The organism is Bradyrhizobium pachyrhizi, assembly GCF_001189245.1.
Lineage (GTDB): Bacteria > Pseudomonadota > Alphaproteobacteria > Rhizobiales > Xanthobacteraceae > Bradyrhizobium > Bradyrhizobium pachyrhizi.
Genome location: NZ_LFIQ01000114.1, coordinates 240,626 through 246,518 on the forward strand (window position 1 = coordinate 240,626; position 5,893 = coordinate 246,518).

The following is a 5,893-nucleotide window of genomic DNA, read 5'->3' on the forward strand; positions in this document are numbered from 1 at the left end:
GGCGCGCCGTCGCGCGGGCGGAACACCTGCACGACGCCCTCCTCCGACATCTGCTGCAAGGCTTCCTTCAGCTTCTTCGCCTTCATCGCGTCGGTCAGCCGGACGCGGCGGACGATTTCCGGCGCGAAGCTCGGCACGCCGACGAAGGTCAGATCCTCCCCCTCGGTCAGGGTATCGCCGATCCTGAGCGTGCCGTGGTTCGGAATGCCGACGACGTCGCCGGCAAAGGCCTCGTCGGCGACCGAGCGGTCCTGCGCGAAGAAGAACTGCGGGCTCGACAGGCTCATGTTCTTGCCGGTGCGTACCAGCTTGGCCTTCATGCCGCGGCTGAGCTTGCCCGAGCACAGCCGGGCGAAGGCGATGCGGTCGCGGTGGTTCGGATCCATGTTGGCCTGGATCTTGAATACGAACGCGCTCATGCGCGGCTCCGCTGCCTCGACCTTGCGCAAATCCGAGTCCTGCGCGCGCGGGGCCGGCGCGAACTTGCCGAGGCCTTCCAGCAAATCGCCGACGCCGAAATTGCGCAGCGCGCTGCCGAAATAGACCGGCGTCAGATGGCCCTCGCGGAACGCCGCGAGCTCGAACGGCTTGCAGGCTTCCGAGGCCAGCGCGAGTTCGTCCTTGACCTCGGCGACGTCGAGATTGGGATTGCGCTTGCCGAGATCGGCGATGTCGATCTGCTCCGTGGCGCCCGTCTTGGCGCCGCCGCCCTCGAGCAGCCGCACGCCGCCATTGACGACGTCATAGGTGCCGAGGAAGTCGCGGCCGCGGCCGACCGGCCAGGTCATCGGCGTGGTGTCGAGCGCCAGCGTCTTCTCGATCTCGTCCAGAAGCTCGAACGTGTCGCGGCTCTCGCGGTCCATCTTGTTGATGAAGGTGATGATCGGGATGTCGCGCAGCCGGCACACCTCGAACAGCTTTCGGGTGCGCGCCTCGATGCCTTTCGCGGCGTCAATCACCATGACCGCGGAATCGACCGCGGTCAGCGTGCGATAGGTATCTTCCGAAAAGTCCTCGTGGCCCGGCGTGTCCAGCAGGTTGAACACGAGGTCGTTGAACTCGAAGGTCATCACCGAGGTGACGACCGAGATCCCGCGCTCGCGCTCGATCTTCATCCAGTCCGAGCGGGTGTTGCGCCGCTCGCCCTTGGCCTTGACCTGGCCCGCGAGATTGATGGCGCCGCCGAACAGCAGCAGCTTTTCCGTCAGCGTGGTCTTGCCGGCGTCCGGGTGCGAGATGATCGCAAAGGTGCGCCGTCGCGCCACTTCCTCTGAAAGCGGCGAGCGGGACGGCGATTCGGCTGAAACTGAAATGTCGGACATGGCGGGGCATTTGGCAGGGAAAACGGGCGCAATCAAGGGCGTTTTGTCGCAATGCGGAACGGCCGCACCATCCCCATATAGCCACCGGAAGGACGACCTTCTCCTCACCATACCGTCAGCGGGGACGACCCTGCCTTATCTGGAGGGTTCGTGATGGCTTGGACCATTCTGTTCACCGCTGGCCTGCTCGAGATCGGCTGGGCGATCGGGCTAAAATATACCGAAGGTTTCTCGCGGCTGGTGCCGTCGGTGCTGACGCTGGCGGCGATGGCCGGCAGCGTGATCCTGCTTGGCCTCGCGCTGAAGACGCTGCCGATTGGAACTGCCTATGCGGTCTGGACCGGGATCGGCGCGGTCGGCACCGCGGCGCTCGGCATCATCCTGCTCGGCGAACCCGCGACCGCGATGCGGCTCGCCAGCATCGGGCTGATCGTTGCCGGCATCGTCGGGTTGAAGCTGGTCGGCTGATTACTCCTTTTTGGGACGCGTTTTCTTAACGCGAACCGGCTTCCACTTCGCTCGAAAGCGCTACTTCAGAATCTGCACCGCCCAATAGCTCGCGGCTGCGACCGCGGCCGACGCCGGGATCGTGATCACCCAGGCGTAGACGATTGAGCTCGCCACATTCCAGCGCACGGCGGAGAGCCGCCGTGCGGCGCCGACGCCGACGATGGCGCCCGTGATGGTGTGCGTGGTCGATACGGGAACCCCGAGATAGGTCGCCATGAACAGCGTCACGGCGCCGCCGGTTTCGGCGCAGAAACCCTGCATCGGCGTCAGCTTGGTGATCCGCAGCCCCATGGTGCGGACGATCCGCCAGCCGCCCATCAGGGTACCCAGCGCCATCGCGCTCTGGCAGGCCAGCACCACCCAGAACGGAATTTCGAACTTGTCGCCGAGATGGCCCTGCGAATAGAGCAGCACGGCGATGATGCCCATGGTCTTTTGCGCGTCGTTGCCGCCATGGCCGAGCGAATAGAGCGACGCCGAGGCGAATTGCAGGATGCGGAATGCGCGATCGACCGCGAACGGCGTCGAGCGCACCGAGAGCCAGGACACGATCGCGACCAGCACCAGCGCCAGCAGGAAGCCGACCAGCGGCGACAGCACGATCGCGAGCAAGGTCTTGGAGAGCCCGCTCCACACCGCCGCCGAAATGCCCGCCTTCGCCATGCCGGCGCCGACCAGGCCGCCGATCAGCGCGTGCGAGCTCGACGACGGAATGCCCAGCGCCCAGGTGATCACGTTCCAGACGATCGCGCCGACCAGCGCGGCGAAGATCACGGTCGCATCCACCACCGACGGCTCGATGATCCCGGTGCCGATCGTGTTGGCAACGTGCAGGCCGAACACCAGGAACGCGACGAAGTTGAAGAACGCCGCCCAGAACACCGCATATTGCGGCCGCAGCACGCGGGTCGAGACGATGGTCGCAATCGAGTTCGCGGCGTCGTGCAGGCCATTCAGGAAGTCGAACAGCAGCGCGACCGCGATCAGGATGGTCAGAATTGGAAGACCCAGCGTGGCGTCCACGTGATGCCCCGCTCTATGGTGCTTTGTTGAGCATGATCGCCGCGCAAACACTTCGCGTTTGTCGCAGGGAAAACCGCATCACACTTTTCCGGATCATGCTCAGACTTGCTCGATCACGATCGAGTTGATCTCGTTGGCGACGTCGTCGAAACGGTCGGCCACTTTCTCAAGATGGTCGTAGATCTCCGCGCCGACGATGTAGTCCATCGTGTTGGCGTCGCGATGCTTCAGGAAAAGCTCCTTGAGCCCGATATCCTGGAGATCGTCGACCCGGCCCTCGAGCTTGGTCAGCTCCTCGGTGATCTGGGTCAGCATCGAGACGTTGTGGCCGATCGACTGCAACAGGGGCAGCGCGCGGCCGACCAGATTGGCGCATTCGACGATCAAAGTGCCCATCTCGCGCATCGGCGGCTCGAACTCGCGCACCTCGAACAGCATGACCGCCTTTGCGGTCGCCTGCATCTGGTCGACGGCGTCGTCCATCGAGGTGATCAGGTTCTTGATATCGCCGCGATCGAACGGGGTGATGAAGGTGCGGCGGACCGCGGTCAGAACCTCGCGGGTGACGCTATCGGCGTCGTTCTCGAACTGATTGACGCGCTGGCAAAAGACAGGAGTCTCCTCCCCGCCCTTCAGCATGTCCTGCAACGCCAATGCGCATTGCACGGAGGTCCGGGCGTGTCGGGCGAACAGGTCGAAAAACCGCTCTTCCTTGGGCAGGAAGGCGCGAAACCAGCGCAGCATGTCTCAGTTCCATCATTCCGGGACAGCCCTTTTAGCGACTGTCACAGAACTGTCATAGAGCATCTGGCGGGGAAAACACCTGACACGACCGCCCGAGCGGGCGGTCGTCCACCGCTAAAGTCGGCCGAAAATCGCCGAGACCTGCCCTACAGCGACCGCCGCAGGAGGTGGGCGAGCTCACCGACCAGGCCGCGCCGGAACAGCAGCACGCAGGCCACGAAGATCACACCCTGGATCACCGTCACCCATTGGCCGAAACCGGCGAGATATTGCTGCATGGCGATGATCACGAAGGCGCCGACCACCGGGCCGAAGATGGTGCCGAGACCGCCGACCAGCGTCATCAGCACGATTTCACCGGACATCGACCAGTGCACGTCGGTGAGCGAGGCATTCTGCGCCACGAACACCTTCAGCGAGCCGGCAAAGCCCGCCAGCGTGCCCGACAGGATGAAGGCGAGCAGCTTGTACTGGTCGGTCTTGTAGCCGAGCGAGATCGCACGCGGCTCGTTCTCGCGGATCGACTTCAGCACCTCGCCGAACGGCGAATTGATGGTGCGGTAGATCAGCAGGAAGCCGGCGAGGAAGCCGACCAGCACGACATAGTAAAGCACCAGCGGCTTCGAGAGATCGAAGATTCCGAGCAGGTGGCCTTGCGGAATGCCCTGGATGCCGTCTTCACCATGGGTGAACGGCGCCTGCAAATAGAGGAAGTAAAGCAGCTGCGACAGCGCCAGCGTGATCATCGAGAAATAGATGCCCTGCCGCTTGATCGAGATGTAGCCGGTGACCAGGCCGAGCAAGGCCGCAGCCGCGGTGCCGACCAGGATGCCGAGCTCCGGCGACAGCCCCCACACCTTCAGCGCATGCGCCGAGACGTAACCGGCTGTGCCGAGGAACATCGCGTGGCCGAACGACAGCAGGCCGCCATAGCCGATCAGGAGGTTGAAGGCGCAGGCGAGCAGCGCGAAGCACAGCGCCTGCATGACGAAGAACGGATAGATCCCCGTCCACGGCACGATCGCCAGCAGCAGCGCCATCGCGGCGAATACGATCATCTCGTCGCGCATCGCGCGCGGCGTGATCGGAAGTGTATCGTCGGTCAATGCTGACATATCAAGCCGCCCGTCCCGTCAGTCCCGTTGGCTTCACCAGCAACACCACCACCATCAGGACAAACACCACGGTGTTGGAGGCCTCGGGATAAAAATACTTGGTCAGTCCCTCGATCACGCCGAGCGCGAAGCCGGTGATGATCGAACCCATGATCGAGCCCATGCCGCCAATCACGACCACCGCGAACACGACGATGATGAGATCGGCGCCCATCAGCGGGCGGACCTGGTTGATCGGCGCCGACAGCACGCCGGCGAGTGCGGCAAGACCGACACCGAGCCCGTAGGTCAGCGTGATCATGCGCGGCACGTTGATGCCGAACGCGCGCACCAGCGTCGGGTTCTCGGTCGCGGCGCGCAGGTAGGCGCCGAGCTGCGTCTTCTCGATCAGGAACCAGGTGGCAAGGCACACCACGAGCGAGAAGACGACGACCCAGCCGCGATAGATCGGCAGGAACATGAAGCCGAGATTGACGCCGCCCTTGAGCTGATCCGGGATCGAGTAAGGCAGGCCCGAGGACCCGAAATAGTTCTGGAACACGCCCTGCACGATCAGCGCGATGCCGAAGGTCAGCAGCAGTCCGTAGAGATGATCGAGGCCGGTCAGCCATTGCAGCATGGTCCGCTCGAGGATCATGCCGAAGATGCCGACCACGACGGGTGCGATGATCAGCGCCCACCAGTAATTGATGCCGCCCAGGTTGAGCAGGAAATACGCCACGAAGGCGCCCATCATGTAGAGCGCGCCATGCGCGAAATTGATGATGTTGAGCATGCCGAAGATGACGGCGAGCCCCAGACTGAGCAGCGCGTAGAACGAGCCGTTGATCAGTCCCACCAGAAGCTGTGCGTAGAGAGCCTGCATCGAATGAGCTTTCGCTAGATAGATGAAGCCCGCCGGCCACGCCCATGGCCGGCGGGCATGATCGTCACTTCTTCAGAAGCGCGCAGGTGCTCTTGTCGAGCGGCGTGAAGGCCTGGTTGCCCGGCACGGTGCCAACCAGCTTGTAGAAGTCCCACGGTCCCTTGGACTCCGAGGGCTTCTTCACCTCGAACAGATAGGCGTCGTGGGTGACGCGGCCATTGGCCTCGACCTCGCCCTTGCCGAACAGCGGATCGTCGGTCGGGATCGTCTTCATCTTCGCGACCACCTTGGCGCCGTCATGCGGATTGCCGCCG

The 5,893-nt window shown here is 63.7% G+C and carries 6 protein-coding genes and 1 pseudogene; 1 reads left to right on the forward strand and 6 read right to left on the reverse strand.

Features of this window, described 5'->3' with window-relative positions; all coding sequences use genetic code 11:
• Nucleotides 1–1,322, reverse strand: a 1,322-nt coding sequence (locus AKL29_RS30260) for a peptide chain release factor 3 (protein ID WP_244482510.1), incomplete at its 3' end; no start/stop codon positions are given.
• Nucleotides 1,323–1,475: 153 nt separating this feature from the next.
• Here AKL29_RS30260 and sugE point away from each other — a divergent pair.
• Nucleotides 1,476–1,790 carry a quaternary ammonium compound efflux SMR transporter SugE gene (gene sugE, locus AKL29_RS30265; RefSeq protein ID WP_016839884.1) on the forward strand — a complete coding sequence of 105 codons (315 nt, stop codon included), beginning with the start codon at nt 1,476–1,478 and terminating at the stop codon, nt 1,788–1,790.
• Nucleotides 1,791–1,850: 60 nt separating this feature from the next.
• Here sugE and AKL29_RS30270 read toward each other — a convergent pair whose 3' ends face one another.
• From AKL29_RS30270 to AKL29_RS45760, 5 genes and pseudogenes are all read right to left on the reverse strand, one after another.
• Nucleotides 1,851–2,855 carry an inorganic phosphate transporter gene (locus AKL29_RS30270; protein WP_028335129.1) on the reverse strand — a complete coding sequence of 335 codons (1,005 nt, stop codon included), beginning with the start codon at nt 2,853–2,855 and terminating at the stop codon, nt 1,851–1,853.
• A gap of 99 nt (nt 2,856–2,954) precedes the next feature.
• On the reverse strand, nt 2,955–3,599 hold the full coding sequence (locus AKL29_RS30275) for a DUF47 domain-containing protein (protein ID WP_028335128.1): 645 nt from the start codon (nt 3,597–3,599) through the stop codon (nt 2,955–2,957).
• 146 nt (nt 3,600–3,745) lie between these two features.
• Nucleotides 3,746–4,714 carry a branched-chain amino acid ABC transporter permease gene (locus AKL29_RS30280; RefSeq protein WP_050386666.1) on the reverse strand — a complete coding sequence of 323 codons (969 nt, stop codon included), beginning with the start codon at nt 4,712–4,714 and terminating at the stop codon, nt 3,746–3,748.
• A 1-nt stretch (nt 4,715) separates the two neighbouring features.
• The gene (locus tag AKL29_RS30285) at nt 4,716–5,579 is read right to left on the reverse strand and encodes a branched-chain amino acid ABC transporter permease (protein ID WP_028335126.1); all 864 of its coding nucleotides are present in this window, start codon (nt 5,577–5,579) and stop codon (nt 4,716–4,718) included.
• A gap of 64 nt (nt 5,580–5,643) precedes the next feature.
• Nucleotides 5,644–5,893, reverse strand: a pseudogene (locus AKL29_RS45760) (ABC transporter substrate-binding protein); the annotation flags it as partial.